The following is a 26848-nucleotide window of genomic DNA, read 5'->3' on the forward strand; positions in this document are numbered from 1 at the left end:
GGGGCGGGCACGGTCACGGCGGCGGGCGCGGGGCGGTGCACGGCAGGGGCCGCGGGGCCGGTCATGAGGCCTCCTTGCGGTCGGCGGCCATGCCGACGGCGTCCAGCAGGGCGGTGCCCACGATCAGGTCGGCGCCGCCGAACTCCGGGTCCTCCAGCTGCGCCCCGTCGTCCACGGCGAACAACAGGCGCCGTTCGCCCTGGCGGTAGGCGGTGCCGACCGGAGGGCTGGCGGCGTGGACGGCGAGCAGGGCGACCAGGTACGGCAGGTCGGTGTCTCCGGTGTCGCGGGCCTCGGCGAGCAGGCCGGAGAGCCGGCGCGGGGCGTCGTGCTCCAGGTCGAGCAGGGTCATGGCGCGGGCGAGCTGCTCCTCGCTGAACCGGCTGTCGTCGGGGGTGGCGATGAGGTCGGGCTCGGGCATCTCCGCGCCCAGGTGCTCCCGCTCCAGAGGTGGGGTGAGCAGCAGGTCGACCAGGTCCCCGACCCGTACGGACGTGGGCGTGCGCAGCCCGGTGCCGTGGGCGAAGAAGGCGTCGGTGGCCCGGGTGGACTGCTCGACGGGGAGGGGGAGGAGCGGGGCGAGGAGCTGCCCGTACAGGTCGAGGCCCGCGTGGGCGGTGGGTGGGGCGAACGCCTGCCGGTCCTGCTCCGCGCGGAAGAGGGGGCCCGCCTCCAGCAGCCGGGACTGGAGCTGGGTGTGGCGGCGGATGCAGTCCTTGACGATGTCGACCAGCTCGGCGGCCCGGCGCTTGTGCTCGGGTTCCTCGGCCTCGTCGCGTGCCTTGCGGATGTTGGTGAGGATCGCGTTCTCGTGGCGGTAGCGGTCGGCCACGTGGTCGAGGGCCTCGGCGATCATGTCCGGGACGGTGTGGAGCCAGTCGACGGCGCGGACGTTGCGCCGGGTGGCCTCCAGGGTCCGGCGCAGGGTCTCGGCGTACTGCACGGTGCGGTAGCGGGCCTGTTCGGCGGCGAGCTGGGCGTCGGCGAGGCGGCCCCGGCTGATGAGGACCTCCAGCTTGACCTCGGCGGCGATCTGGGCGCTGGTGACATCGGTGTCCAGCGCGCCGACCAGGACGTTGACCGCTTCGTCGGTGGCGCGGAGGTAGACCGTGCCGCCGTAGCCCGGGACCTCTTCGATGAGCTTGAAGTCGTAGTCCCGGCGGACGTAGACCCCGTCGGGACCGAAGGTGCCGTAGACCGCGCGGAAGCCGCGGTCGACGCTGCCGACGTTGATCAGGTTCTCCAGGACCCAGCGGGCGACCCGTTCGTGCTCGGCGACGGGGCGGTCGGGGGCCTGGGCGCCGACCCGGGGCAGCAGTCTGGCCACTATCTGGTCGTGGTCGGCCCCGGTGTCGAAGTCCATGTTGAGCGTGACGTGGTCGATCGCGGCGAGGGCGACCTCCGCCATGGCGTACACCGTGTACTCGCCGGCCAGATTCGCCTTGCGGACGTCGAGGTCGTGCAGCGGCGCCGTGCACGCGAGCGCGCGCAGCCGCCGCGAGAGCCCCTCGTCGGCGGCGGGGCCCGGGGCAGGCCGCGGCCCCGCGCTGAGCTGCGGCGAGGCGGTGTCCGGGTAGGCAGGCGAAGTCACGTGGGACAGATTAGGTCCTCGCACCGACAACGGTCGAAACGGCGTTTATGCGACCGGTCCCGTGCGAGCGTCCACGTCTGCGTGGGTTCCGTAGCCACCGCCGCCCGGTGTGCGCACCACGAGCACGTCTCCGGCGTCCAGTTCGGCGGTGTCGCGGCCCTCCAGCGGTACCACTGCGCCTCCGGCCCGCTCGATGTGCTGCTCCCCGAGCGCCCCCGGCTCGCCACCGTCCGCTCCGTACGGCGGGACGCGGCGGTGTCCGGAGAGCAGCGCGACCGTGACCGGCTCCAGGAAGCGGATGCGGCGCTCGACGCCGTCGCCGCCGTGCCACCGCCCCGCTCCCCCGCTGCCGTCCCGGACGGCGAAGCCCTCCAGCAGGGCGGGCAACCGCCACTCCAGGATCTCGGGGTCGGTGAGCCGGGAGTTGGTCATATGGGTCTGTACGGCGTCGGCTCCGTCGAAGCCGTCCCCCGCACCCGATCCGCTGGCGATCGTCTCGTAGTACTGGACGTGGTCGTTGCCGAAGGTGAGGTTGTTCATGGTGCCGGAGCCCTCGGCCTGGCCGCCGATCGCTCCGTACAGGGCTCCGGTGACCGCCTGGGAGGTCTCCACGTTGCCCGCGACGGTCGCCGCCGGGTGGGCGGGGTCGAGCATGGACCCGGGCGGGATCGTCACCTCCAGGGGTTTGAGGCAGCCGCTGTTGAGCGGGATGTCCTCCCCTACGAGGGTGCGGAAGACGTAGAGGACGGCGGCCATGACGACGGACCGGGGCGCGTTGGCGTTGCCGGGCTGCTGGGGCGAGGTTCCGGTGAAGTCGAGGTGGGCGCGGCGGGCGTCCCGGTCCACGGTCAGCCGGACCTGGATCACGGCACCGCTGTCGGTCTCGTAGCGGCAGTGCCCGTCGTGCAGTCCGGCGACGATGCGGCGTACGCACTCCTCGGCGTTGTCCTGTACGTGGCCCATGTAGGCGTCCACGACGTCGGCTCCGAACTGGTCGGTCATGCGACGCAGTTCGGCGATGCCCTTCTCGTTGGCGGCGATCTGGGCGCGCAGGTCGGCGAGGTTGGCGTCCGGGTCGCGGGAGGGGTAGGGGGCGGAGGTGAGCAGGTCGCGGGTCTCGTCCTCGCGCAGCCGGCCGTCGCGGACGAGCGGCCAGTTGTCGAAGAGGACGCCCTCCTCGTGGATCGTCCGGCTGAAGGCGGGCATGGAGCCGGGGGTGATGCCGCCGATCTCGGCGTGGTGCCCGCGCGATGCCACCAGGAAGCGCAGGCGGTCCGGCTCTCCTGCTCCGCCCTCGTCGAACACAGGGGTCACCACGGTGACATCGGGCAGGTGCGTGCCGCCGTGGTACGGGTCGTTGACGGCGTACACGTCGCCGGGGCGCAGGGCGCCCTCGTTGCGCCGCAGGACCTCCTTGATCGACTCGCCCATCGAGCCGAGGTGCACCGGGATGTGCGGGGCGTTGGCGATCAGGTTGCCCTCGGCGTCGAAGAGGGCGCAGGAGAAGTCGAGGCGCTCCTTGATGTTGACCGAGTGGGCGGTGTTCTCCAGGCGAACGCCCATCTGCTCGGCGATCGACATGAAGAGGTTGTTGAAGACCTCCAGCATCACCGGGTCCACCCGGGTGCCGACGGCGGTGCGTTCGGGGCGGGGGCGGCCGCGGGTGAGGACGAGATGTCCGGTGGGGGCCGCTTCGGCCCGCCAGCCGGGGTCGACGACGGTGGTGGCGTCGTCCTCGGCGACGACGGCGGGCCCGGTCACGGTGTCGGCGGGGCGCAGGTCCGACCGGCGGTAGAGCGGGGCCCGCTGCCGGCGCCCTTCGGCGTACAGGTCCACGGTGTCGGCGGGGCGCGGCGGGGTGTCGGGGTGGCCGTCGCGCGGACCGGAGCCGGCTGCGGGCGCGGCATCACCGGTCACACCGGCATCACTGGCGTTACCGCTCGCACCGCCCGCACCGCTCCCACCAGTGGCACCGGTCGCACCGGTGGCCTCCACCGTGACCGTCTCCACGACGACGGGCTTGTCCATGGTGAAGCCGAACCGGGCCCGGTGGGCGGCGGCGAACGCCTCCGCCATGGCGGTCTCCGTGTCCAGGTCCACCGGCAGCGCCGCGTCCGTCCCGGCGTACCGCAGCAGGACGCGGGCCTGTGTGGTGATCGCGGAGTCCGGCGTTCCGTCGGCGCGCAGGGCTTCGCGGGTACGGTCGGCCAGCTCCGCGCAGAGCCTTTCCACGCGCTCGCGCGCGGCCTCGTCGAGCTCCTCCTCCACCGACTGCTCGCGCATCGCGGTGGCGTCGGCCAGGCCGATGCCGTACGCGGAGAGCACCCCGGCGAGCGGGGGGACCAGGACCGTGTCGATGCCCAGGGCGTCGGCGACCGCGCAGACGTGCTGGCCGCCCGCGCCGCCGAAGCCGGTCAGGGCGTAGCGGGTGATGTCGTGGCCGCGCTGCACGGAGATCTTCTTGACGGCGTTGGCCATGTTGAGCACGGCGATCTCCAGGAAGCCCGCAGCGGCTTCCGCCTCGTCCGGTCGCCGCCCGGTGGCACGCCCCACCTCGTCGGCGAGCGCCGAGAACCGCGTCCGTACCAGGTCGGCGTCGAGCGGGAGGTCTCCGTCCTCGCCGAAGACCGCCGGGAAGTGGCCGGGCTGGACCCGGCCGAGCATCACGTTGGCGTCGGTGACGGTGAGGGGGCCGCCCCGGCGGTAGCAGGCGGGCCCGGGGTCGGCGCCGGCCGAGTCGGGGCCGACGCGGTAGCGGCTGCCGTCGAAGTGCAGGACGGAACCGCCGCCGGCCGCGACGGTGTGGATGCTCATCATCGGGGCACGCATCCGGACCCCGGCGACCTCGGTGCCCAGATCCCGTTCGAACGTGCCGGCGTAGTGGGAGACGTCGGTGGAGGTGCCGCCCATGTCGAACCCGATGACGCGGTCGTATCCGGCCTGCCGCGACGTGCGGACCATACCGACGACGCCGCCGGCCGGGCCGGAGAGGACGGCGTCCTTGCCGCGGAACCGGGCGGCTTCGCGCAGGCCGCCGTTGGACTGGAGGAACATCAGCCGGATCCCGTCGAGACGGGCGGCGACCTCGTCGACGTACCGGCGCAGGACGGGTGAGAGGTAGGCGTCGACGACGGTGGTGTCGCCGCGGGGGACGAGCCTGATCAGCGGGCTGACCTCGTGGGAGCTGCTGACCTGGGTGAATCCCGCCTCGCGGGCCGCCTCGGCGACGGCCCGTTCGTGGGCGGGGTGGCGATAGCCGTGCATCAGGACGACGGCGGCGCTGCGCAGACCGTCGGCGTGGGCGGCGCGCAACTGTTCGCGTACGGGGGCGATTTCCAGGGGGCGTACGGTGCGGCCGTGGGCGTCGAGGCGTTCGGGGACCTCGATCACGCGCTCGTGGACGGACTCGGGCAGGACGATGTGCCGGTCGAAGAGGCGGGGCCGGTTCTGGTAGGCGATCCGCAGTGCGTCCCGGAAGCCCTCGGTGATCAGCAGGACCGTCGGCTCGCCCCGCCGTTCCAGCAGGGCGTTGGTGGCGACCGTGGTGCCCATCCGGACGGCGGCGACCCGGTCGGCGGGTACCGGTTCGCCGGGGTCCAGGCCGAGGAGCAGCCGGATTCCGGCGACGGCCGCGTCGTCGTAGCGGTCGGGGTCGTGGGAGAGGAGCTTGCGGGTGATCAGGCGGCCGTCGGGACGGCGGCCCACCACATCGGTGAAAGTGCCGCCCCGGTCGATCCAGAACTCCCAGCGTCCGGTCATGGCGCCATTCTGTGCCCGCGCCCACGGGCTCGCAGGGGCGGAGCGCCCGCAGGGATCTCGCGGGGCCGGAGCACCCGCGCGGGATTCCGTCCTGGAAGCAGGGGATTCAGTCCTGGAAGAGCGCCGCCAGCCGGGGCAGATGGCGGCGGTTCGCGGCGGCGTCCTCGGCGTCCCAGCTCTCGCCCGCCGGGTCCGCCGGGCGTATGCGGTCGCGCAGCGCCGCTTCCACGGCGGCGTCGAGGGAGGCCCTCTCGCCCCGGAGGCGCCGGTAGGCCTCGGAGATCGGGGCGTTCAGGGACTCGTATCCGATCCAGCCGCGCTCTCCCCGGCTCATCCGGATCACCACCGGCAGTGCGGCCAGCGTGTCCGGATCGGCCACCGCCCGGGTGAAGGTCTCCCGGCCGAGCAGGGCGAGCCCGTCGCGGAAGTCCATGAACCCGTCGTCGCCGCAGCCGCCCTCGATGAGGTAGGCCGCGTTCCACAGGGGCCAGCGGTAGGCGGACCGGGTCACGTCCGCCGCCGTGACGGCGAAGGCGGCGATCCGCACCGGCTCCAGGGTCGCGAGCACGTCGGTCAGGGCTCCGGGCAGGGGGTCGTCGGGCGGGTTCCGGTCGTCCGCCCGGTCCCCGGCCGCGTCGCGAGCCCGTTCGACGAGATGCCACCACTCGTTGCTTTCCATGGGGAGAAGCCTAGGAGGAGGGTCTGACAACGCCCCTCCTCCTGGGCTCCCGCGTCCTGCCGGCTCCCGCGGTCAGAGAGCCGGTGCGTCCGGCCCGATCCGGCTCCGTACCGCCGTCTGCACCTCGGCCTCCTCGGCCGGGTCGGCGGCGAGGCGGCGCAGGCGTTCGGCGACGCGGACGTCTCCGGTCTCGGCGTGCAGGGCGGCCACCTCGCGGGTGGTCTCCTCGCAGTCCCAGAGGCACTCCACCGCGAACCCGGTCGGGTAGGACGGGTCGGTGGCGGCCAGGGCGCGGGCGGCCCTGCCCCTCAGGTGCGAGGAGGACGTCTCGCGGTAGACATGGCGCAGCACGGGCGCGGCGCAGGCGATGCCGAGGCGGCCCGCTCCGTCGACCAGCGTCCACAGCCGGGGGGCGTCGGGCCCGTCGCCGCGTACGGCCTCCCGCAGCGCGCCGAGGACTTGGGGAGCGTCCTGGGCGGTGCCTCGGCAGGCGAGCACTCCGGCGGCCGAGGCCCCGAGTGCGTCGGGCCGGTGGGCCCAGCGCCGGGCCCGTTCCACGGCGTCGTCGCAGGTCATCCGCTCGAAGGCGGCGATGGCCGTGTCGGCGACGGTGCGGGCGGGGCTGACGGTGGCGGCCTCGATGAGGTCGAGGACGGCGGGATCGCCCGCCTCCGCGAGGTAGTGCAGGGCGGCACAGCGTGCGCCTTCGGGGCCGTTGCGGGCGGCCTCGACGATCAGGGGCAGATCGTCGGGTCCGGCGACGGCGGAGAGGCAGCGGGCCGCGGGGACGTGCAGTTCGCTGCCGCGCTCCAGTGCCTGCTGGGCCCAGTCGAAGACGGCCTGGACGCTCCAGCCGGGGCGGGGACCCCCGGGGCGCATCTGGCGTTGCCATCGGTCGAACGAGCCCTGTTCGCCAGCGGCCCTGACCCGGACGCCGACCGCTTCGCGCGGGTCGTCGGCCCACAGCCGCCAGGGCCGCGGCTCGAAGGAGTCGCGTACGGCGGCGGCGAGATCGGCCGAGCCCTGGTCGGTGGCCGGGAAGCGGGCGAGGACCGGCAGCGCGAGGGAGCGCAGGCCGGCGTCGTCGTCGCGCAGGGCGAGTTCGTCCAGGGCCCAGGCCCAGTTGGCGCCGGTCGCCGCGTAGCGGCGGAGCAGGGCCAGGGCGTCGTCGCGCCCGTAGGAGGCGAGGTGGCCGAGGACGGACAGCGCCAGACCGGTCCGGGAGTCGTCGGTATCGATGTGGTCGTCGGGATCGGCGAGGTGCCGCTCGATCTCCTCGATACCGCCGTCGAGGTCGAGGTAGAGGCGCGCGTAGTAGAGGGAGCGGTTCTCCACCTGCCAGTCGTGACGGGGGTCGCTCACGACGCAGTGGTTGAGAGCCGCGAGGGCCTCGGGGCGCGGTGCGGCGAGCGCGTGGAGCGTGCCGTCGCCGCGGCCCCTCTGCAACAGGCCGAGCAGGGTGCCGCTCGGCGCTATGAACGGATCGAACATGGGAGAAAGCCTCACATCAAGCTGTCGACGCAACCGGGACTGTGCAGTGCCCCGTACCTCTCGGCACGCGGGAGTGTCCGGGGGACACCGTTACGCCGCGCAGTGACATGATCGGCCGACCGCCGTCTTTCGCCTGGTGTAGAGCATCTTCCTCTGCCTCTCGTCGGTGGCCCTGAGCGGGCCCGCGACGTCATGATGACCCAGCCATTTCGCCACCGCGACCACATTTACGACGGACCGGTCAGCGGAGCCCACGGCGGACGCGCGATGGGGCGCGCCCGCCGGCGTCTCACCGGGCACCGAAGCGTTCCAGCAGGTCGGACTTGCCGAACATCCGGGCCGTGTCCAGCGCGGACGGTGTTCCGGCGGCCGGGTCGGCGCCGGCGGCGAGCAGCGCGTCGATGACGGCGTCCTCGCCCTTGAAGACGGCTCCGGCCAGCGGGGTCTGGCCCCGGTCGTTGGCCCGGTCCGGGTCGGCCTCGCGGGCGACGAGGGCGGCGACCGTCCCGGCGTGCCCGTGGTAGGCGGCGAGCATGAGCAGTGTGTCGCCCCGGTCGTTGGTGAGGTTGGCGGGGACTCCGGCCTCGACGTATGACGTGAGCGCCTCGGTGTCACCGGTGCGGGCCAGGTCGAAGACCTTGGTCGCCAGCTCGACCACCTCGGGATCAGGGGTTTCGCTCATCGGACGGACCGCCTTCCTTGACTGCGGCCGCGGCTCACCGCCGCGGTTGACCTGGTGGGGAGTACGGCACGGGACCGTACGAGTGAATCGACAGGGTACTGCTCCCTGGCCGACATGACCCGGCCCGGATACGGCAAGGGATCAATGCGGCTGATCCTGCCCGGCACGGACGAGGTGATGCCGCTCCCCGGGAACCGACTTCTGTGGGCCAGTCAAGTGAAAGAGCAGGTTATTCACTCGATTGCACCTTTTGTCGTATAGATACTTCCCGTGATCCTGGAAGGACTCATGGTGACTGTCCCCTTCAACCAGGAGAGAACCGCTCATGATCCTTTCCATCTCGGGCGTGGTACTGCTCGCCATCGTCGTCTTCCTGTTCTTCAAGAAGGACGGGCTCAAGGCCTCCCACGCCATCGTCTGTGCCCTGTTCGGCTTCTACCTGGCCGGCACCGCCATCGCACCGAGCATCACGGCGGGCGGGGCGAGCCTCGCCGGCCTGCTGGGCGGGATCAAGTTCTGACGCTCCGCAACCGCTCCCACCCCTTCAGGAGACCGACGTGGCCCGGCGACCACTCCCCCGCATTCTGAGCAGCGGCAGCGCTTCGATCACTCGCAGCAGAGAGATCGCGCGCACGGCCGCCGACGGTGCCACCGATGTCCTCCATCCGCTGATCACGGTGGTCCGCGGACTGCGGCTGCTGGCCGTTTCCGGCAGGCAGAGGTGGGTCGCCACGCCCAAGGAGCGGCGCGGTCCCAAGCTGTTCCTCGGCGCGGCCTGCGTGCTGGTGGTGGCACTCGTCCCCTACGGACCGATCATGGCCCTGGTCACGGTGATGGGCGCCGCCGCGTGGAAGGGGCGGGAGCGGACCCCGGTGAGGACCGGGCCCGACGACGCGGAGACCGCGCGCCTGCGGTCGCTGTACGAGGCGCTCGTGCCGTACTTCTCGACGCCCGACGACCCCGATCCGCTGTTCGCCCACGGCGGCGACTGGGGGAAGGCCTTCGACGGGTACGCCTTCGACGCCGACGGGCGGCTCACCCGCCTGCGGGTCTCCTATCCCGCGTACTTCACGGACGGCGAGGCGGCCGCCCGCTCCCGGATCGAGCAGTTGCTCCACACCAAGTCCGGCCGGGGCCGCGAGTACCACTTCGGCTGGGACGAGGAGGCCAACCGTCTCGTCATGACCGTGCTGGACGCGCTCCCCACGACGGTCGCCGCGCAGCGCTTCGTCACCGCCCCCGGCGAGACGGTGCTCGGCTTCACCGACCCGGACGCCGTCTCGCGCACCGTCCCCGTGCGCGACGGCGACATGACGGTGGACGCCTCGCCCGTGGTCTGGCGGACCGGCGGCCGCTCCACCGAACCGCACCTGCTGGCCGTCGGACAGCCCGGCGGCGGCACCACGACCCTGGTTCGTTCGATCGCTCTCCAGGCGCTCCGGGACGGCGACGTCATCGTCGTCGACGGCAGCGGCACCGGCGAGTACGGCGCCCTCGCGGGACGCGGCGGCGTCCTCGCCGTGGAGTCCGGCCTCGGCGGGGCGCTGGCGACGCTGGAGTGGGCGGCGCACGAGACGGAGCGCCGACTGATCGCCGGCAACCGGGCCCGGCAGAGCGGACACCCCGTGCCGGACGACATCCGGCGCCCGCTGTGGATCCTGCTGGACCGCCCCGGCGCGCTGGGCCATCTCGCGGCGGCCGACGGCAGGCCCGATCCGCTGGAGCTGCTCCGGATCCCGCTGCGGCACGGCCGGGCCGCCCAGGTCACCGTCGTGCTGGCCGAGCAGTTCGACGCGCTGGACACCCTCACCGAGACCGTCACGACCCACACCCGCGCCCGCGCGGTCCTCGGGCCGGCCTCCCGTGAGCAGATCGAGGCCGTCCTCGGTGCCGAACCGCACACCACGCCGCCGCCCGAGGTCCCCCCGGGGCGCGGCTACGTCCGCCTCGGAGTGGGCCCGGTCCTGCGCTTCCAGGTTCCCGCCACCCCGGACCCGTACGACGACGCCACGAGCGACGCGCACCGGCAGGCGGTGCTCGACCTGCTGCCCGGACGTCACACCTCGGTGGAGGCGGCGTCCGCGCCGGAGCCCGCCGACGAGGGGCCGTCGACGGAGCAGGTCCCCGTGGCGGCGGAGGCAGCGGCCCGTACGGTCGAGGCCGTTCCGGTGGAGGCGATGGTCGCCGAGGCCAGGCCGTCGGAGCCGCTGGCGAAGGCGCAGCCGGCGGGCGCCGAGAGCTGAACGGGGAGCCCGGCCGCGCCACCGCGGGCGGGAAGCGGACCGTCGACGGCCGGCTTCCCGCCCGCACGCGTCTGTGCGAGGCCCGGAAGCCGAAGCCCTCAGGCCACGAAGCTGCGCGGGGCGTCGGCCCCCACGCCCGCCCCGGAACGCACCAGGTCCACCGCCGCGGCCAGCCGTACGGCCGCCTCGTCGGCGACCGGCCCGCCGACCGTGAACGGCAGCCGTACGTACCCCTCGAAGGCCCCGTCGACCCCGAAGCGGGGACCCGAAGGCACTCGGACACCGACCCGTTCGCCGGCCACGGCCAGCCGCGATCCGGAGAGGCCGCCGGTGCGCACCCACAGCGTCAGTCCACCGCGCGGCACGGCGAACTCCCAGTCCGGCAGCTCCCGGCGCACCGCCGCGACCAGGGCGTCCCGATTCTCCCGTGCCTGGATCCGCCGGACCTCGACGGCCTGTTCCCAGCCGCCCGTGCCCATGAGCCAGTTGATGGCGAGCTGTTCCAGGACGGGGGTGCCCATGTCGGCGTAGGCGCGGGCGGCGACCAGGCTGCGGATGACGTCGGGGGCCGCGCGCACCCAGCCGATGCGCATGCCGGCCCAGAAGGCCTTGCTGGCCGAGCCGACGGTCAGGACCGTGCTGCCCGCCGGGTCGAAGGCGCAGACGCGGCGCGGCATGTCGATGTCGGCGTCCAGGCGGAGTTCGTTCATGGTCTCGTCGACGACCAGGACCGTTCCGGCGGACCGGGCCGCGTCCACCAGGTCCCGGCGCTGCTGCTCGTCGGCGAGCGCGCCGGTGGGGTTGTGGAAGTCGGCCACCACATAGGCGAGCCGGGGCGCGGCGTCCCGCAGCACCTGGCGCCAGCGGTTCATGTCCCAGCCGCCGAGCCCCTCCTCCATCGCGACCGGGACGAGGCGGGCGCCCGTCTCGCGCATCAGCTGGAGGATGTTGGCGTAACTGGGGGACTCGACCGCGATCCGTTCGCCGCGGCCCGCGAAGAGGTGACAGATCGCGTCGATGGCGCCCATCGCGCCGGTGGTCACCATGATCTGTTCGGGCATGGTCGGGATGCCGATCGCGGTGTAGCGGTCGGCGATCATCTGCCGCAGGGCGGGCAGTCCGGCAGGGTAGTCGCCGTGCGTGTGGGCGTACGGCGGCAGCTCCTCCAGCGCCCCCTGGACCGCGCGGGTCAGCCAGGGCTCGGGCGCCGGCAGGGCCGCGCACCCCAGGTCGATCATCGAGCCGAGCGACTCCGGCGGCAGCGGTTCGAGGCCGCGGGCGGGCAGCGGGTTGCCGGCCGGGACGGCGGTCCAGCTGCCAGCGCCGCGCCGGGACTCCAGGAAGCCCTCGGCGCGCAGCGCCTCGTAGGCGGCCGCGACGGTCGTACGGCTGACGGCGAGGGCGAGGGCCAGTTCGCGTTCGGCGGGGAGGCGGGCGGCGACCGGGACCCGGCCCTCCAGGACGAGCAGCCGGACCCCGTCGGCGAGCGCGCGGTAGGCGGGCGGCTTGCGGCCGCCCGGTCCGGTGGGCCGGGCCTGTTGCGACCGGAGCTGCCGGGCGAGCTGGGCCGCCCCCACCGTCGATGTCCACTGCGTCATCGAAATCAGTCCACCTTCCTCGAATTGGCCCTAGTTGGTGGCCGATCCCCTGCCACAGAGTGACATGAAGCAGTCCACTACCACCACAGCAGGGGGCACAACGTGGCCAGGACCACCGGCCGGAGCACCACTCACCTCACCCGGCGGCTGGTCCAGCTGTACGTCGGTCTCACGCTGTACGGGGCGAGCTCCGCGCTCCTGGTGCGGGCCGAGCTGGGCCTGGAGCCGTGGGGTGTGCTGCACCAGGGCCTCGCGGAGCTGACCGGGATATCGATCGGCGTGGTGTCGATCATCGTCGGCGCCGTGGTGCTGCTGCTGTGGATCCCGCTGCGCCAGCGGCCGGGGCTCGGCACGGTCTCGAACGTCTTCGTGGTCGGCCTGGCGATGGACGGGACGCTCGCCGTGGTCGGCGACCTGGACGGACTCGGTTTCCGCGTTCCCGCGATGGTCCTGGGCATCGTGCTCAACGGGGTGGCGACCGGTCTCTACATCGCGGCCCGGTTCGGGCCGGGGCCGCGCGACGGGCTGATGACCGGGCTGAACCGGCTCACCGGGCGTTCCATCCGGCTGGTCCGCACCGCGATCGAGGTGGCGGTCGTGGTGACCGGGTTCCTGCTGGGCGGCTCGCTGGGGGCGGGCACGGTGCTCTACGCGCTGGCCATCGGCCCGCTCGCCCAGCTCTTCCTGCGGATGTTCGCGCTCCCCGAGCCCGGCGGACCGGGTGTCACCGTCGCTTCGGGCGAACCGTCCACCACCGCGCCGCCCGCCGGTTCCGGCCCCGTCGCCGACCCGGCACCCGGGCAGGCCATACTGCCGCAGTGAATCCGAGCCACCCCTATCTGGACCACCCGACGCCGATCGCCTTCGCCCATCGCGGCGGGGCGGCGGACGGCGTGGAGAACACCGCGACCGCCTTCCGCCGGGCGTCGGAGGCGGGCTACCGCTATTTCGAGACCGATGTGCACACCACCGCCGACGGCCGTCTCGTCGCCTTCCACGACGCGACGCTGGACCGGGTCACCGATGCCCGGGGCCGGATCTCCGCGCTGCCCTGGAGCGAGGTGCGCCGGGCCCGGGTCGGGGGCGGCGAACCGCTCCCGCTCTTCGAGGAGCTGCTGGAGGAGTTCCCCCGGGCCCGCTGGAACGTGGACCTGAAGGCGGAGTCGGCGCTGGAGCCCCTGCTCGGCCTGATCCGTCGCACCGACGCCTGGGACCGGGTCTGCGTCGGCTCGTTCTCGGAGGCCCGGGTGGCCCGCGCCCACCGCCTGGCGGGCCCCCGCCTGGCCACCTCGTACGGGGTGCGCGGCGTCCTGGGGCTGCGGCTGCGGTCGTACGGCATCCCGGTGCCGCTGCGCGCGGGCGCGGTCTGCGCCCAGGTGCCGGAGCGGCAGGGCTGCATCCCGGTGGTGGACGCCCGCTTCGTCCGCACGGCGCACGCGCTCGGGCTCCAGGTGCACGTCTGGACGGTGAACGAACCGGAGCGGATGGCGGCGCTCCTGGACCTCGGTGTGGATGGCATCATGACCGATCACATCGAGACGCTGCGTACGGTGCTGAGCGAGCGGGGGGCATGGGCCTGACGCCCGGTCCGTCCACGTCCACAGGGGACGACCGAGGGGGCGCGGCTTGAGCACCGGGACCACAGGTAAGGCCGATCCGTCCGGGCGGCCGCCGGACGACGGGACGGCGGCCGCCCGCAGACGCGAGCAGCACGGCTGGTACTTCTACGACTTCGCGTGCTCCGTCTACTCCACCAGCGTGCTGACCGTCTTCCTCGGTCCGTACCTGACGTCGATCGCCAAGGCCGCGGCGGATCCCGACGGGTTCGTGCATCCGCTGGGCATACCCGTGCGCGCGGGATCGCTGTTCGCGTACTCCGTCTCGGCCTCCATCGTGGTGGCCGTCGTGCTGATGCCGATCGTGGGCGCGGCTGCGGACCGCACCGGGCGCAAGAAGCCGCTGCTGGCGGCGGCGGCCTACACGGGGGCCGCGGCGACGGCGGGGATGTTCTTCCTGGACGGCCACCGCTATCTGCTGGGCGCGTTCCTGCTGATCGTGGCGAACGCCTCCATCTCCGTGTCGACGGTCCTGTACAACGCCTACCTGCCGCAGATCGCCGAGCCGGAGGAGCGCGACGCGGTCTCCTCGCGCGGCTGGGCCTTCGGCTACACCTCGGGCGCCATCGTCCTGGTGCTCAACCTGATCCTGTACACCGGCCACGAGTCCTTCGGGCTCTCGGAGTCCGACGCGGTGCGGATCTGCCTCGCCTCGGCCGGTCTGTGGTGGGGCGCGTTCACCCTCGTGCCGCTGCGCCGGCTGCGCGACCGCCGGATCCCGCCGGGCGGCGAGGGAGCGGTCGGGTCCGGGTGGCAGCAGCTGAAGGCGACCCTGCGCGACATGCGGCGCCACCCGCTGACGCTCTCCTTCCTGCTCGCCTATCTCGTCTACAACGACGGGATCCAGACGGTGATCTCGCAGGCCTCGCTGTACGGCTCCGAGGAGCTGGGCCTGGATCAGACGACGCTGATCGTCGCCGTGCTGCTGGTGCAGATCCTGGCGGTCGCGGGGGCGCTGGGCATGGGACGGCTCGCCCGGACGTACGGCGCGAAACGCGTCATTCTGGGATCGCTGGTGATCTGGACCCTCATCCTGATCTCCGCCTATCTGCTGCCCGCCGACGCTCCGGCGTTCTTCTTCGTTCTGGCGGCGGCGATCGGCCTGGTACTGGGCGGCAGTCAGGCCCTGTCGCGGTCGCTGTTCTCGCATCTGGTGCCGCGCGGCAAGGAGGCGGAGTACTTCTCCGCGTACGAGTTGAGCGACCGCGGGCTGAGCTGGCTGGGGCCCCTGGTGTTCGGTCTGGCGTACCAGCTGACCGGCAGCTATCGCGACGCGATCATCTCGCTGATCGTGTTCTTCGCGCTCGGCGCGGTGCTGCTCGCGCGGGTCCCGGTGAGGCGTGCGGTGGAGGCCGCGGGCAACCCCGTGCCGGAACGGATTTAGACGTTGAAGTCAAAGGGCGGTAGTATACGTCTTTGGCCTGCCCGGGAGGACCGTTACTGCCAGTGGAAGCGGCTCGACCATTGAGTGACAACTTCCACCAGAGGTGACAAACCGGGCATGCGTGGGTACTCAACCCAGACAAAGCAGCGGCACGACGGGCGACGCATGACCGGCAACGGGAATCTTTACCGCCGACCGGACGTTGACCGGATGACGACGACAGCGACATTTTGTCCTGTGGGCGACAAGCCCGGGAGGCACGATTCATGAGTGAGCGAGCTCTCCGCGGCACGCGACTTGTGGTTACCAGCTACGAGACGGACCGCGGCATCGATCTGGCCCCGCGCCAGGCGGTGGAGTACGCATGCCAGAACGGACATCGATTTGAGATGCCGTTCTCGGTAGAAGCAGAGATTCCGCCGGAGTGGGAGTGCAAGGCGTGCGGCGCCCAGGCACTCCTGGTGGACGGGGACGGCCCCGAAGAGAAGAAGGGCAAGCCGGCGCGCACGCACTGGGACATGCTCATGGAGCGGCGCACCCGCGAGGAGCTGGAGGAGGTGCTGGCCGAGAGGCTGGCGGTTCTGCGCTCCGGAGCCATGAACATCGCCGTGCACCCGCGGGACAGCAGGAAGTCTGCCTGACCGCGTCCTACCGCACAGCACCAAGAGCCGCGGGCCGCGACACAGAACATGTGTCGCGGCCCGCGGCTCTTCGGCATGGTCCGAGCCCATGACCCCGACGGCACGGCTCCCTGACGCGCCAGGGAGCCGGTACGCCAGGGAGCCTCCTGTCAGGGTGTGAGAGGTGGGCGGGGTCCCTGGTGGGGGCCGTCGTCGGGTCCGGAGGGCGCCTGGGAGCCGTCCTCGCGGATGACCTCGCCCTGGACGACCTTGCCGTCCGGCCGGTGCATCCTGGCCTGCTGGAAGGCGTCCGAGAGGCCTCCCGGCGGCGCGGCCCGCATACGGCGCTCCAGCGAGCGCTCCGCGTACCGGCTGATCATGGTGCGCACCGGCGGGACGAGCAGGATCAGTCCGGCCGCGTCCGAGATCAGTCCGGGGATCAGGAGCAGCAGCCCGCCCAGCATCAGCAGCCCGTTGCCCCGGGAGCCCTTGCCGCCCGCGGGGGCGGTCGGCCCGGTGGCGGGAGCGCCGGGCTGACCCGGCATCTGCTGGAGGGTCTCGGTGAGGTTCTTGAAGGCGCGCCGGCCGGCGCTCTTGATGACCACGGCGCCGAGCGCGGCCCCGGCCACCAGGATCAGCAGGAGGATCAGGCCGCCCGCGGCCGAGGCGACCAGGGTGAGCAGCCAGATCTCCAGGACCAGCCAGGCGGCCAGGGCCGGCGGCAGGAATCTACGGGCGCGCGAGCGCCGGGGACGGGTCGGGGGCGGAGTGCCGGTCGTCATGTCCCCAGTGTGCCTGTACGAGCGTGCAAGCGGCGTAAGGGGGTGATCATGAAGCCGGGCGGGCGGCGGCCCCGTTCGCCGGCCCGGGGCCTCAGAGCGTCTTGCGGCCCAGGACCTTGTTCGCACGGGCGGTGATGCCCCAGCCGGTGACCCGCCACAGCGCCTCGACGAGGATGTCCCGGCTCATCTTGGAGTCGCCGATCTCCCGGTCGACGAAGGTGATGGGGACCTCGACCACGTGATAGCCCGCCTCGACCGCGCGGCGGGCGAGATCCACCTGGAAGCAGTAGCCCTGCGAGGCGACCTCGCCCAGACCGAGGCCGTCGAGCGTCCCGGTGCGGAAGGCGCGGTAGCCGCCGGTGACGTCCCGGACCGAGAGACCGAGGGCGAGCCGGGAGTAGAGGCTGCCGCCGCGCGAGATCACCTCGCGGCTCTTGGGCCAGTTGACCACGCGGCCGCCCGGCACCCAGCGGGATCCGAGGACCAGGTCGGCGCCCTTGAGCGCGGTGAGCAGCCGGGGCAGCTCCTCGGGCTGGTGGGAGCCGTCCGCGTCCATCTCGACGAGCACGCCGTAGCCGTGCTCGGAGCCCCAGGCGAAGCCCGCGAGGTAGGCGGCACCGAGCCCTTCCTTGCCCTTGCGGTGCAGGACGTGGACCTGGCCGTCGGCCGCGGCGATCTCGTCGGCCGCCTTGCCGGTGCCGTCGGGGCTGTTGTCATCGGCCACCAGGATGTCGGCGTCCGGGACGGCGGTGCGCACCCGGTCGACGATCGGCCCGATGTTCTCGACCTCGTTGTAGGTCGGAATGATCACCAGGACCTTGCCGAGCGGGCCGAACTGCCTCTGACCGCCGTCGTTCACTACTGCCCCTTAGAGTCCGTACACAGGGGGACACCATATCCAGCGCACCGCCGCCGGGCTCCGACGCGGTCGCGCGAGCGTGTGGCGCGGCGTGGACAGACCCCTGGAACTGCGGACAGAACACGGGTCCACGGCACGGCGAACCCCCTGGGAGAACGCGCGTGAGAAACGTCGGAACTTCGGATCGGGGCCCGGCGCCCTTCGGGCCGACCTGGGGCCCGCTGGCTGCGGGTCGACCGAAAGCCGTTGTCTACTGAACGTCCGGGCCCCACCCGGGTCCCACCCTCCGTCCGGCTGGAACCTTCCCTCGCCCCCGAGGCGCGGGCGCTGAACCTGGCTGTCAGCGGTGGTGGGCCGGTGCGGCACACCGCCTCATGACCCAGCGGCGTTCGACGACTGCGTGGAGGTTTAACCGGACGGATGTCCTGTGGTGGACCCGGCCGAACCTACCGGCCCGTGGGCGCTTTCTGTCAATAGGCGTCCGACCTGCGGCTTTTTCCAAGATTGCCTGGTCAGTGGCGAAGGGCCGCAGGTCGCGGACCCGTGATCGGGCCATCGATCGGCGGTACGAAATGTCCCGGCATCACTCGTTCGGTCGCACGTAGACAGTTTGTCCGAAGACCACGGTTCGCAGGCAGACCGGAAGGTCGGCCCCGGGGGTGAGATCCGGCAGGCCGGGCGTGCCGGACCGGGGATCGGTGGACCATCGGGCGACCCGGTCGTCGGGGGCCTGGACCAGGAGTTCGGCGGTGCGCCAGACGGCGTAGTCGGCCGGGGCGCCGGGCACCAGGAGGCCCGCGTCGTCGCGGCCGACGGCCCGCCAGCCGCCGCGGGTGTGCGCGGTGAACCCGGCGCGGACCGAGATGCGGTGCTCCGGGGTGCGGTGGTGGGCGGCGGCCCGCACGGTGCCCCAGGGGTCGAGCGGGGTGACCGGGCTGTCGGAGCCGAAGGCCAGCGGCACTCCGGCGCGCAGCAGCGCCGCGTACGGATTGAGGCCGGCGGCCCGCTCCGCGCCGAGGCGCTCGGCGTACATCCCCTCCGGGCCGCCCCAGGCGGCGTCGAAGGCGGGCTGGACGGAGGCGGTGAGGCCCAGTTCCGCGAAGGCGGCGATCGTCTCGGGGGTGAGCATCTCGGCGTGCTCGACGCGGTGACGGGCGGCCCGGATCCGGTCGAGGCCGAGCGTCCCCGCGGCGGTCCGGACCCCGTCCACCACGGCGGTGACCGCGGCGTCGCCGATGGCGTGGAAGCCCGCCTGGAGGCCCGCCTCGGTGCAGGCGGTGACATGGGCGGCGATCCGGGCGGCGTCCAGGTGGGCGGTGCCGGTGTGCGGGTCGTCCGCGTAGGGCCGGTGCAGGCAGGCGGTGTGCGAGCCGAGGGAGCCGTCGACGAACAGGTCGCCGGCCGCGCCGATCGCGCCCAGTTCGCGGATGCGCCGGGCGTCCTCCTCGTCGGCGATCTCCTCGGCCCAGAGGCCGAGGACGCGCGGTCCCGGCCGCTCGGCGGCGAGGGCGAGGAGGGAGGTGAAGTCCTCCTCGTCGGAGATCTCGGGTCCGCCGCACTCATGCACGCTGCCGATGCCGAGGGAGGCCGCGTGGTCGAGGGCGGCGCGCTGCGCGGCTCCCCGCTGGGCGGCCGGGAGCGCACCGTGCGCGGCGGCCCGTACCGCGTGGTGGGCGTCGCCGGTGAGCGGCGCGTCGGGGTGGTAGCCGGTCATCGCGGTGACGCCGGGGACGAGGTCGAGCAGGGCCGTCGTGACGACCGCGGAGTGCACGTCGATCCGCGGCAGGTACAGGGCCCGGCCGCCGGCCGCCGCGTCGAGTTCGGCGCGCGAGGGGTGGCGCCGCTCGGGCCAGCGTGCGGCGTCCCAGCCGTGTCCGAGCAGAACGTCCCCGGCGGGGCGCCCGTTCGCGAACGCACGGACGAGACCGAGGGCCTCGGACAGCGTGCGGGCACCGGAGAGGTCGAGCCCCGTCAGGGCCAGGCCGGTGGCGGTGGTGTGCACATGGGCGTCGGTGAACGCCGGGGTGACCAGGGCGCCTTCGAGGTCGACCACCTCGTCCACACCGCTCGCGAAGGCGTCGGCGGCCCCCTCGGAACCCACCCAGGCGACATGACCGCGTTCGACGACCATCGCGGTGGCGAACGGGTCGGCGGGGCTGTGGACGTCTCCGCCGCGCAACAGCACGGTGCGGTGTTCGGGGGCGCTCCGGGGGGCGGTGCTCTGGCTCATGGGACCAGTCTCGCGCCTTGCGCCCGCCACCTGGCCCCCGGCCCCCTCCGGAGCGGGCGTCCGCCGCTCAGATACGCGGGGGCCGGGCCTCGTACGGCGTGGACAGGACGATGGTGGTCCGGGTGGACACGCCGGCGAGCGTACGGATCCGGGTGAGCAGGTGTTCCAGCTCCAACGGGGTCGCCACGCGCACCTTCAGGATGTAGTTCTCGTCCCCGGCGACGCTGTGGCACGCCTCCAGTTCGGGCACCCCGGCGAGCCGTTCGGCGATGTCGTCGGGTGCGCTCGGGTCGAACGGCTTCACCGAGATGAACGCGGTGATGGGCAGCCCGACGGCCTCGGGGTCGACGACCGCGGCATAGCCGCGGATCACCCCGCGCTGCTCCAGTCGGCGGACGCGCTGATGAACCGCCGACGTGGACAGGCCCGTGGCCTTGCCCAGGTCGGTGTAGCTCATCCGCCCGTCCCTGACGAGCAACTCAACGATCTGACGGTCCAGCTCCTCCATGTGGATCAACCTATGGCCCCGGGCACCGCTCGGCACAGTCGCGCGGGTCACGGTTGGGCACCTGCGGGCCGCATGTGACGAATGCCACATGCTCGCGGGTCGGTAGCGGACCGCCTCGCGGTTATCGGCGATGCGCGATGGGAAGTGCTTGCTGTGGTCGAGGCCGTGGCGCCTTGTCGGCCCACCCGAGGGGGGAATTTCCATGCAGAGCCTGAAGCTCACCGAACGCGGCGAACCGGAGCCTGTCGATCCGGACGACGACGGTAGCGCCGACGCGTACGACATGTTCGAGATGGTCCGGGTGATCTGCCCGGACTGCGCCCAGCCCATCGCGCTGCTGGCCGACGAGGACGTCCTGCCGGAGCACGCCCGGTGCCCCACGCCCTGGAACCCCTTCGTCCTCACCGTCTGCGCCGGAACCGGCCGCGGCGTGAGCGATGCCCGGCCCGCGGACGAGACCCTGGAACTCCAGGAGCAGGAGGCGGGGCTGCTGTTGACGCTCCCCCAGGGGCTCGACTGGCGGATGCAGCCGTTCTCGCACGCCGGGGGGCCCGGCTCCCGTCCGCTGCGCGTGCCGAGGATGCGGCGCGAGGCCGCCTGACCCGTACCCCGTACGCCCTGCGCAGCACCACGACGGCCCGGCCGCCGTGGTGCCCGGGGCACCGCATCCCCGGATCGCCGGCGGCAGGGGGCGGGCACCCGCGAACGAGCGCTCGAATCGGCGTGGCAGTGACCCCGGCCCGCCCTGTCGCGTTGGCCCCGTATGACCACGCCGCATTCAGCAGTCGGTCGGGGTCGCCGCCGTCTCGCCGCGCCGCCCCCCGAAGAATCGGTTCCGCAGCCCGGGACGCTCACACGGCCGCCGCCCCGCTCCACGGGGACCTCGCCCATGGGCGCCCCCGTGGACCCCCCGATCTACAGCGCGCTGCTCAGCCAGTGGGAGAGCGACGGGCGCACCCTGCCGGGCCGCCGCGACCCGGAGTGGCACAAGGTCGCGGCGCCGCCTCCCTGGCCCGAGGCGCCGCCGCTCCTCAGCGCGTCTCGGGACCCGCGAGGTGGCGCGCGATGACCATGCGCTGGATCTGGTTGGTGCCCTCCACGATCTGGAGCACCTTCGCCTCGCGCATCAGCCGTTCGACCGGGAAGTCGAGCGTGTAGCCGTAGCCGCCGAGCACCTGGACGGCGTCGGTGGTCACCCGCATGGCCGCGTCCGTGCAGAACAGCTTCGCCATGGCCGCCTGCCGGGAGAAGGGCTCCCCCGCGTCCCGCAGGCGCGCCGCCTCCAGATACAGCGCACGGCCGGCCTCGATCTGGGTGGCCATGTCGGCGAGCATGAACCGCAGACCCTGGAAGTCCGCGACGGGGCGGCCGAACTGCCGCCGGTCCGTGGCGTACCGGACGGCCTCGTCCAGGGCCGCCTGGGCGACCCCGACGGCACAGGCCGCGATTCCGAGCCGCCCGGAGTCGAGCGCGGACAGGGCGATGGCGAAGCCCTGGCCCTCCTCGCCGATGCGCCGGTCGTCGCCGACCCGTACGCCGTCGAAGTGGAGCTGGACCGTGGGCGAGCCCTTCATCCCCATCTTCTTCTCGGGGAGAGCCGCGTTCAGCCCCTCGGCGTCGCCGGGGACGAGGAAGGCCGTGATGCCGCGGGGGCCCTCGACGCCGGTACGGGCGAGCACGGTGTAGAAGTCCGCGACGCCGCCGTGGGTGATCCACGCCTTGGTGCCGGTGATGACCCACTCGTCCCCCTCCCGCACGGCCTTGGTGCGCAGGGAGGCGGCGTCGGAGCCGGAGGCGGGTTCGGAGAGGCAGTAGGCGCCCAGCAGGCCGCCGGAGAGCATGTCCGCCAGGTGCGCGGCGCGCTGCTCGTCCGTGCCGAATCCGGCCAGGGCGTGGCAGGCGAGGGAGTGGACGCTGACGCCGAGACCGACCGTGAGCCGGGCGGCGGCCAGTTCTTCCAGTACCTGGAGGTAGACCTCGTAGGGCTGGTCACCGCCGCCGTGGGCGGAGTCGTACGGGAGTCCCAGGAGTCCGGCCTCGGACAGGAGGGTGAAGACCTCGCGGGGGAAGACACCCGCTTCCTCCTCCTCGGCCGCCCGGGGAGCGATCTCCTTCGACACGATGTCGCGGACGAGCGCGACGAGCTGCCGGGACTCCTCGGTGGGCAGACGGCGTTCCACCGGCTGCGGGGCACGGTCGGACATGACGGCGCTCTCCTCCCTGTCGGGCGTTGCGGCGGTCGCGCGCTCGGGGTGGGAGAGGCGCCGCCGGGTGATCTCCCGGAAGTGACCCGGGAAAGACAGACTGCCCCGCCGATCCTGCCCTCCCGGGTCACGGGGGGGCGCGATCATCGGCAGTGGCGGGTTGAGTATGCCCGATCGAATGCCTCCCGTCACGGGGGTCAACGCGCAGGCCGGACGGGTTGGCGGAGCCGTGGGCCACCGGCGAATTGGTCCGAACCATTGACCCAACTGGTCTAGTCCTTCTACGGTTCCACCGGGCGCCTATCGCGTTCATGTCAAATCGGGCACTTCCGCCCGCGGTTCCACCCGCACCCCCCACGCACCAGCCCTCCCCCACGAGGAGCCACGATGCTCAAGCTGCACCGTCCCCGCGCCCGGCTCCGGGCGCTCGCCGCGGCCGCCTGTACGGCGGCCCTCGGCGCCACCCTGCTCGGCGTCGCGGGAATGTCCCCGGCCGGCGCCGCCCCCGCCGCGCAGCCGGCCGCGACCCCCGCCGCGGCCGAGGCCGCCCCCACGGCGGCGGGAGACAAGGTGATCGGATACTTCACCAACTGGGGCACGTACGACCGCAATTACCACGTCAAGAACATCGAGACGTCGGGTTCCGCGGACAAGCTCACCCACATCAACTACGCCTTCGGCAACGTGACCGGCGGCAAGTGCACGATCGGCGACTCGTACGCCGACCACGAGAAGGCCTACACCGCGGACCAGTCGGTCGACGGGGTCGCCGACACCTGGGACCAGCCGCTGCGCGGCAACTTCAACCAGCTGCGCAAGCTGAAGAAGCTCCACCCCGACCTCAAGATCCTCTGGTCGTTCGGCGGCTGGACCTGGTCCGGCGGATTCGGCCAGGCGGCGCAGAACCCGGCCGCTTTCGCGAAGTCCTGCCGCGACCTGGTCGAGGACCCCCGCTGGGCCGATGTCTTCGACGGCATCGACATCGACTGGGAGTACCCCAACGCCTGCGGCCTCACCTGTGACACCAGCGGCCGCGACGCGTACGGCAACCTGCTGGGCGAGCTGCGCAAGTCCTTCGGGACCGACCTGGTCACCTCGGCGATCACGGCGGACGGCTCCGACGGCGGCAAGATCGACGCGGTCGACTACGCGGGGGCGGCGAAGCACCTCGACTGGTATCTGCCGATGACGTACGACTTCTTCGGCGCCTGGGAGGCGAAGGGGCCGACGGCACCGCACTCCCCGCTGACCTCCTACCCGGGCATCCCGACGGAGGGCTTCGACTCCGACGCCGCGATCTCCAAGCTGAAGGCCCTCGGCATCCCGCCGGAGAAGCTGCTGCTGGGCATCGGCTTCTACGGCCGCGGCTGGACCGGCGTCACCCAGTCCGAGCCGGGCGGCAGCGCGACCGGTGCGGCGCCGGGTACGTACGAGGCGGGCATCGAGGACTACCGGGTCCTCAAGGACAGCTGCCCCGCCACGGGCAAGGTGGCCGGTACGGCGTACGCGCACTGCGGCACCGACTGGTGGAGCTACGACACCCCGGAGACCATCGGCACCAAGATGAACTACAAGAACGAACAGGGCCTGGGGGGCACGTTCTTCTGGGAGCTGAGCGGTGACACCGGGAACGGCGAGCTGATCAAGGCGATCCGCTAGCGTTCACGGGATCGACGGACGAAGGGGCGGGGTGCCGGACGGCGCCCCGCCCCTTCGCGCGTCCCGCCCTTTCGCGCGCCCTGCCTTTTCGCGCGCCCTGCCCGCGCTCACGACCGGAGTCGGGCGGCCGTCACAGCAGGCCGAGCTGGGTGACGAGCATCGCGAACACGACCACGAAGGCCCAGCCGGCGATGTGCTCCAACAGCTTCGGGCCGTCCTCGGGGCCGCCGGGGCGCGCGCGGCGGGCGTGGTGGGCGTTTCCTGCGGCGGTGGTCGCGGTCATGGCGTCTCGCTCTTCGTACGGATGCGGCTGGGGTCCCCCGTGACCCGACCAGAGTGCCAGCACCCCGGGCCACGGGAAACGAGATCCCGGTCACGGCCCGAGGCGGACCGGGCGTCCGGGGGCGTCCCGCTCCCCCTGCGCGGTGGGGAGAACGGGCCGGGACGGACGACGCCCGAGGGAGCGCACAGTGGGCCACGCCACACCGGGCCCCGCCGCCCGGCGGCCCGACGGACCGCCGGGACCGGGACCCGCCTTCACTTGCGGGCGACGCCCGCGTACATCGCGACGTCCGGCGCCGGCGTCGCCGCCCGCCACGCGGAGCACGGCACCACCCCGGGCTCCAGCAGCTCCAGACCCTCGAAGTAGCGCGCCACGGCGTCCGGGGTCCGCTGCGTGAGCTTCGGCGTCCCGTGCTCGATCCAGAACGCCACCGCCTCGTCGACGTCCGGCATGTCGGGGTGGGTGACCGTGTGGGACAGGACGAGGTGACTGCCGGGGGCGAGCGCGTCCATCAGCCTGCGGACGAGTCCGTACGACTCCTCGTCGTCCTCGATGAAGATGACGACTCCCAGCAGCATCAGCGCCACCGGCTGCGAGAAGTCGAGAGTCCTCGCCGCGGCCGCCAGGATCCCGTCGATGTCCCGCAGGTCGGCGTCCAGGTAGTCGATGCGCCCCTCGGGCGTCCCCACCAGCAGGGCCTGGGCGTGCGCCAGCACGAGCGGGTCGTTGTCCACGTACACGACACGGGCGTCGGGAACAACGCGCTGGGCCACCTCGTGGGTGTTGTCGGCGCTGGGCAGCCCCGTTCCGATGTCCAGGAACTGGGTGATGCCCTCCTGCTCGGCCAGGTGCCGGACCGCCCGTCCCAGGAACAGGCGGTCCTCCTTCGCGTACGCACCGATCCCGGGGTGCAGCTCCCGGATCTCGTCTCCGGCCTGCCGGTCGACGGGGTAGTTGTCCTTGCCGCCGGTCCAGTAGTTCCATATCCGGGCCGTGTGCGGGCGGGATGTGTCGATGCGTGAGTTGGTGTCGGTCACTTGTTCAACATAGCGCGGCCCTTCGGCAACTCCTCTGCGGCCAGGGCACTTTGGCCGCTCGCCCGGCGGGTGCGGCCGCGGGGCCGCACACGCTCACAGCAGGCCGAGCGACCTGAGCACGCGGTGCCGGCCCGGTGTCGTCCGGGTCGGCCAGTAGACGTAGCACACCCCGCCCGTGCCGCTTCTGACCTTGCCGCCCGCGTCGTGGCGCTTGGTCCGCAGCCAGATGTTCTCGAACTCGCGCCGCCGGTACACCCGGCGTACCGCGTCGTTGTCGGGGGACGCGGGGTCGTTGGCGATGACGTCGCCCTCGGGGGTGAAGCCGATGACCGTCATCAAGTGGCCGGCCGTCCCGTATCCGGCGCCGGTCAACTCCTCCTTCAGGAAGGACTGGGAGGTGATGACGGGAATGCCGGCGCGGACCAGCCGCTCCACGTCGGTGAGCGAGCCGAGCCGGGTGACGACGGCGTTCAGGTCGCGGTACGTGGCGGCGTAGGCGGCGTTGAACGGCCAGTTGCCGCAGCCCGCGTACTGGTAGTCGTAGGTCTGGCGGGCGGCGTGGCAGACCTGGGGGTCGGGCAGGCCCGGCCTGACCCAGGCGAGGTCCTCGGCCGTGGGGCGGCGGCCCCAGTGCTCGATGATCATCTGCGAGGAGGTGGGGCTGCACCACGCCTCGCCGCCGTTGTCGTACTCGGGATACTGCCCGATGTGGATGTTCTGCGAGTAGCGGGGCACGGGCAGTTCCCGGGCGACCGTGGGGGTGCTCGCGGGCACGGTGAAGCGGTCGGGCACGTCGGAGGCCATCGCGCCGACCCGCCGGACGGTCGGGGTGAGGCGGCTGCCCGGGGTGCGGTACAGCGTGAGCCGCAGCCGGTAGGAGACCAGGCGGACGCCGCTCGCGGGATCGTCCACCGACCAGGTGTCCGTCCACACCGAGCTGTACGGGTCGCCCTGGCCGTCGACGGACGTACGGCGGATGTCGCCGTCGCCCGCCGCCCAGCGGCCCATCACGAACCAGGGCGTCGCGGTGCCGTCCGCGTAGACGCCGCTCAGCTCGACCTGGATCCAGGTGCCTTCCGGGGTGCGGGCGTTCCAGGAGGCGATCACCTCGGTGGCGGGGACGGCGGAGCGGTGCACGGGGGAGGTCCAGGTGGCGTAGTCCCAGGCGGCCGTCCTGCCGGTGTGCGGATCGGTGTAGTCGGTGCGGCCCGCCGGGACGGCGATCACCACGCCGGGCCGGGGCCCCGGAAGCACCCGCGTTCCGTCGCCCGTGCCGCGGCGCCAGTCGGTGTAGGTGTGCCAGAAACGGTTGTCCACGAGGGCTTCCGGGGCGGCGGAGGAGCCGGTGGGCGAGGTCGGGGCGGCGGACGCGGACGCGGTGGAGCCCACCGTGCCGGCGGCCGCCGCCGCGGCGAGCGCGGCGGTCAGAACGGTTCTGCGCGAAGTCGGACTGGTCATGGTCGTGACCCCCGGTCGGATGCGGAAGGTGGTCTGCGGGTGCCGTGCGGTGCGCCAACTATCCCGGTTCGCAGCCGGATCGGGCCAGTGTTCGGCAGTCGCCGCCGGACCGAATATGGGTCTGGACCACTGGCGTGACCTGCGGTGGACCCCTGGCGCCTTCGT

22 protein-coding genes are annotated in these 26848 nt (G+C 72.8%); 8 read left to right on the top strand and 14 right to left on the bottom strand.

Annotated features, from left to right (window positions below; genetic code table 11):
* Positions 1-61 precede the first annotated feature (61 nt).
* From ACIRJT_RS09345 to ACIRJT_RS09365, 5 genes are all read right to left on the bottom strand, one after another.
* A complete protein-coding gene (locus tag ACIRJT_RS09345) occupies positions 62-1591 on the bottom strand; it encodes a hypothetical protein (RefSeq protein WP_403906630.1) in 1530 nt (509 codons plus the stop codon).
* Positions 1592-1636: 45 nt separating this feature from the next.
* Positions 1637-5350, bottom strand: coding sequence for a hydantoinase B/oxoprolinase family protein (locus ACIRJT_RS09350; RefSeq protein WP_403906633.1), 3714 nt, complete (start codon positions 5348-5350; stop codon positions 1637-1639).
* Positions 5351-5456: 106 nt separating this feature from the next.
* A complete protein-coding gene (locus ACIRJT_RS09355; RefSeq protein WP_403906636.1) occupies positions 5457-6029 on the bottom strand; it encodes a DUF4240 domain-containing protein in 573 nt (190 codons plus the stop codon).
* Positions 6030-6101: 72 nt separating this feature from the next.
* Positions 6102-7520, bottom strand: coding sequence for a HEAT repeat domain-containing protein (locus ACIRJT_RS09360; RefSeq protein WP_403906639.1), 1419 nt, complete (start codon positions 7518-7520; stop codon positions 6102-6104).
* A 289-nt stretch (positions 7521-7809) separates the two neighbouring features.
* A complete protein-coding gene (locus ACIRJT_RS09365) occupies positions 7810-8202 on the bottom strand; it encodes an ankyrin repeat domain-containing protein (protein WP_403906641.1) in 393 nt (130 codons plus the stop codon).
* Positions 8203-8527: 325 nt separating this feature from the next.
* Here ACIRJT_RS09365 and ACIRJT_RS09370 point away from each other — a divergent pair, with 325 nt between their 5' ends.
* Positions 8528-8722, top strand: coding sequence for a hypothetical protein (locus tag ACIRJT_RS09370; RefSeq protein WP_003970432.1), 195 nt, complete (start codon positions 8528-8530; stop codon positions 8720-8722).
* 37 nt (positions 8723-8759) lie between these two features.
* Positions 8760-10445, top strand: a complete 1686-nt coding sequence (locus ACIRJT_RS09375) for a hypothetical protein (RefSeq protein ID WP_403906643.1) — start codon at positions 8760-8762, stop codon at positions 10443-10445.
* Between the two features lie 98 nt (positions 10446-10543).
* Here the strand turns inward: ACIRJT_RS09375 and ACIRJT_RS09380 are convergent, their stop codons facing one another.
* On the bottom strand, positions 10544-12043 hold the full coding sequence (locus tag ACIRJT_RS09380; RefSeq protein WP_403906645.1) for a PLP-dependent aminotransferase family protein: 1500 nt from the start codon (positions 12041-12043) through the stop codon (positions 10544-10546).
* 102 nt (positions 12044-12145) lie between these two features.
* On the opposite strand from ACIRJT_RS09380, the gene ACIRJT_RS09385 reads away from it, so the two are divergent.
* From ACIRJT_RS09385 to ACIRJT_RS09400, 4 genes are all read left to right on the top strand, one after another.
* Positions 12146-12865, top strand: coding sequence for a YitT family protein (locus ACIRJT_RS09385; protein ID WP_403906647.1), 720 nt, complete (start codon positions 12146-12148; stop codon positions 12863-12865).
* Positions 12862-13623: a glycerophosphodiester phosphodiesterase gene (locus ACIRJT_RS09390; RefSeq protein WP_403906649.1), complete on the top strand. Its 762-nt coding sequence runs from the start codon at positions 12862-12864 to the stop codon at positions 13621-13623. Before ACIRJT_RS09385 ends, ACIRJT_RS09390 begins: the two co-directional genes overlap by 4 nt.
* A 46-nt stretch (positions 13624-13669) precedes the next feature.
* A complete protein-coding gene (locus ACIRJT_RS09395) occupies positions 13670-15043 on the top strand; it encodes an MFS transporter (protein WP_403906652.1) in 1374 nt (457 codons plus the stop codon).
* 266 nt (positions 15044-15309) lie between these two features.
* Complete coding sequence (locus ACIRJT_RS09400; RefSeq protein ID WP_003959706.1) at positions 15310-15684, top strand: RNA polymerase-binding protein RbpA; 375 nt, start codon at positions 15310-15312, stop codon at positions 15682-15684.
* Between the two features lie 149 nt (positions 15685-15833).
* Here ACIRJT_RS09400 and fxsA read toward each other — a convergent pair whose 3' ends face one another.
* The 4 genes from fxsA to ACIRJT_RS09420 all read right to left on the bottom strand — a co-directional run bounded on the left by fxsA (position 15834) and on the right by ACIRJT_RS09420 (position 20042).
* Positions 15834-16445 carry an FxsA family membrane protein gene (fxsA, locus tag ACIRJT_RS09405; RefSeq protein WP_403906655.1) on the bottom strand — a complete coding sequence of 204 codons (612 nt, stop codon included), beginning with the start codon at positions 16443-16445 and terminating at the stop codon, positions 15834-15836.
* 91 nt (positions 16446-16536) lie between these two features.
* Positions 16537-17304 carry a polyprenol monophosphomannose synthase gene (locus tag ACIRJT_RS09410; RefSeq protein ID WP_403906658.1) on the bottom strand — a complete coding sequence of 256 codons (768 nt, stop codon included), beginning with the start codon at positions 17302-17304 and terminating at the stop codon, positions 16537-16539.
* Positions 17305-17887: 583 nt separating this feature from the next.
* Complete coding sequence (locus ACIRJT_RS09415; RefSeq protein ID WP_403906661.1) at positions 17888-19534, bottom strand: amidohydrolase; 1647 nt, start codon at positions 19532-19534, stop codon at positions 17888-17890.
* Positions 19535-19601: 67 nt separating this feature from the next.
* The gene (locus tag ACIRJT_RS09420) at positions 19602-20042 is read right to left on the bottom strand and encodes an Lrp/AsnC family transcriptional regulator (protein ID WP_371622361.1); all 441 of its coding nucleotides are present in this window, start codon (positions 20040-20042) and stop codon (positions 19602-19604) included.
* Positions 20043-20244: 202 nt separating this feature from the next.
* Between ACIRJT_RS09420 and ACIRJT_RS09425 the strand changes: the two genes are divergently transcribed.
* Positions 20245-20643: a hypothetical protein gene (locus ACIRJT_RS09425; protein ID WP_403906663.1), complete on the top strand. Its 399-nt coding sequence runs from the start codon at positions 20245-20247 to the stop codon at positions 20641-20643.
* 430 nt (positions 20644-21073) lie between these two features.
* Here the strand turns inward: ACIRJT_RS09425 and ACIRJT_RS09430 are convergent, their stop codons facing one another.
* Positions 21074-22246 carry an acyl-CoA dehydrogenase family protein gene (locus ACIRJT_RS09430; RefSeq protein ID WP_403906665.1) on the bottom strand — a complete coding sequence of 391 codons (1173 nt, stop codon included), beginning with the start codon at positions 22244-22246 and terminating at the stop codon, positions 21074-21076.
* Between the two features lie 387 nt (positions 22247-22633).
* Here ACIRJT_RS09430 and ACIRJT_RS09435 point away from each other — a divergent pair, with 387 nt between their 5' ends.
* The gene (locus tag ACIRJT_RS09435; RefSeq protein ID WP_403906668.1) at positions 22634-23905 is read left to right on the top strand and encodes a glycoside hydrolase family 18 protein; all 1272 of its coding nucleotides are present in this window, start codon (positions 22634-22636) and stop codon (positions 23903-23905) included.
* A gap of 130 nt (positions 23906-24035) precedes the next feature.
* Here ACIRJT_RS09435 and ACIRJT_RS09440 read toward each other — a convergent pair whose 3' ends face one another.
* From ACIRJT_RS09440 to ACIRJT_RS09450, 3 genes are all read right to left on the bottom strand, one after another.
* A complete protein-coding gene (locus ACIRJT_RS09440) occupies positions 24036-24188 on the bottom strand; it encodes an SCO1431 family membrane protein (RefSeq protein WP_403906671.1) in 153 nt (50 codons plus the stop codon).
* Between the two features lie 254 nt (positions 24189-24442).
* The gene (locus tag ACIRJT_RS09445; protein WP_403906674.1) at positions 24443-25225 is read right to left on the bottom strand and encodes an SAM-dependent methyltransferase; all 783 of its coding nucleotides are present in this window, start codon (positions 25223-25225) and stop codon (positions 24443-24445) included.
* Between the two features lie 93 nt (positions 25226-25318).
* Positions 25319-26683, bottom strand: a complete 1365-nt coding sequence (locus ACIRJT_RS09450; RefSeq protein ID WP_403906677.1) for a peptidase C39 family protein — start codon at positions 26681-26683, stop codon at positions 25319-25321.
* Between the last annotated feature and the right edge of the window lie 165 nt (positions 26684-26848).

Source organism: Streptomyces sp. NPDC102283 (assembly GCF_044766265.1).
In the GTDB taxonomy this organism is placed as follows: domain Bacteria; phylum Actinomycetota; class Actinomycetes; order Streptomycetales; family Streptomycetaceae; genus Streptomyces.